Annotated in this window: 1 protein-coding gene; it reads right to left on the reverse strand. The window is 71.7% G+C overall.

Annotated elements, in window-relative coordinates:
• Window positions 1–562 precede the first annotated feature (562 nt).
• A complete protein-coding gene (locus ACWD3D_RS36995; RefSeq protein ID WP_451465013.1) occupies window positions 563–1,357 on the reverse strand; it encodes an aminotransferase class IV in 795 nt (264 codons plus the stop codon).
• Window positions 1,358–1,482 lie beyond the last annotated feature (125 nt).

Here is a 1,482-nt window from a genome sequence, read left to right on the forward strand (position 1 = left end):
CCGCGGTCGCACCCGTGTGCTCCTGGGTCTTCGTGTGCGTCGGCTGCTGCTCCGTGGGTCGCGGCGAGCGCGACGGCGGTACCGGTCGAGGAGCGGAGTGGACGGAGCATGGGAGGTCCTCCGGGTAGGGCGCGAGCAGAGCGGGACGGGCCCGGACCGGACGGGCCGGAACGGGACGTTTCCTGCTTCCGAGGTAACGGGCGGGCCGCTCCCCATGCCTGCTGACGCGCTCTCAGAAGTCACCCGTACGGACCGGCGCGCCACCCTTGCCGTCGGCGATCCGCGCAGGTCGCGGCGGTTTTGGTGGGCCGTCCGGTCCGCGTGGCGCGCCCGGGTGCCGAACGAGTGACGCCCGAAACGAATGTGTGACGCAGGTCACACGCATGGTCTTCCGGGGGTCGGGCAGACGCAAGACATCCCCCCCACGGGGCGGCACCCCCCCCCCCCCGCCGCCCCCTGGCAACCGCCCTCACCGGCCCCACCCCCCCCGGGCCCGGTGAGGGCGTTGTCATGGATGCCGGGGTGTCCACGACTCGGTGGTCGTGGGGCCGGGGGCCCCGCGTCAGACCGGTTCCGCCGGGGTGTCCCGGTACACCTTCTCCAGCAGCTCCATCAGTCCGGCGTCCACCGGGTACGTCCGGTCGTCGATCCGGTGGACGGGGATGATGGCCCGGGAATTGGTGACGAACGCGGCCCGGAAGTCGCCGAGCCCGTCCAGGGTCACCTGCCGCCGGGCCGAAGGGGCCCCGGCCAGCGCGAGCCCCTCCTCCAGCAGCGCCATGGTGATCCCGATCAGCGCCGGGGCGTTCGGCCAGACCACACGATCGCCGTCCCAGAAGCCGATGTTGGTGATCGACCCCTCGGTGACCACTCCGCCGGGGGCGGTCAACAGCGCCTGGTCGTACCCCGAACGCACCGCCAGCCTGCCGTAGTAGGTCTGGCTGAAGTCGCCGGGCCGCTTGAGGTGCGGCAGATCGCGGGCGTACGACACCGAGAGAAGGCTCAGCGGCTTCGTCTCCGGCGCGGCGGGAGGCGCCACCGTCACCATCAGCACCGTCTTCGTCGCACCCGGCGGCAGGAGGCCGTGCACCCGCACCGTGGCGTCCCGTACACCCGCTCCCGACAGCGCCCCGCGTACCAGCCGGCGCGGCAGATCCGCCTCCAGGTCCAGGCCGAACAGCTCCTGGTTCGCGGCGCGCAGCCGGTTCAGGTGGAGGTCCCAGCCCCGTACGCGACCGTCCACGACCTGGAAGGCGGTGAAGTGGCCGTAGCCGGAGAAGGCGGGAATCCGCAGGTCGTCCGGGGTGGCGGGGTGACCGTCGAACTCGACGTACGGGACGGGAGAGGGAGGGATCATGGAGTCCACGGTAATTCGTGCGGCCCTCTAAACGACCGATCGGACGGTCGAACTGACCTGACCTACCGGTCAGTTGTCGCCGGACGCGGGGCGGGCCATAATGCACTCGTAGCCCTTCACGCATC

It is taken from the genome of Streptomyces sp. NPDC002690 (assembly GCF_053592415.1).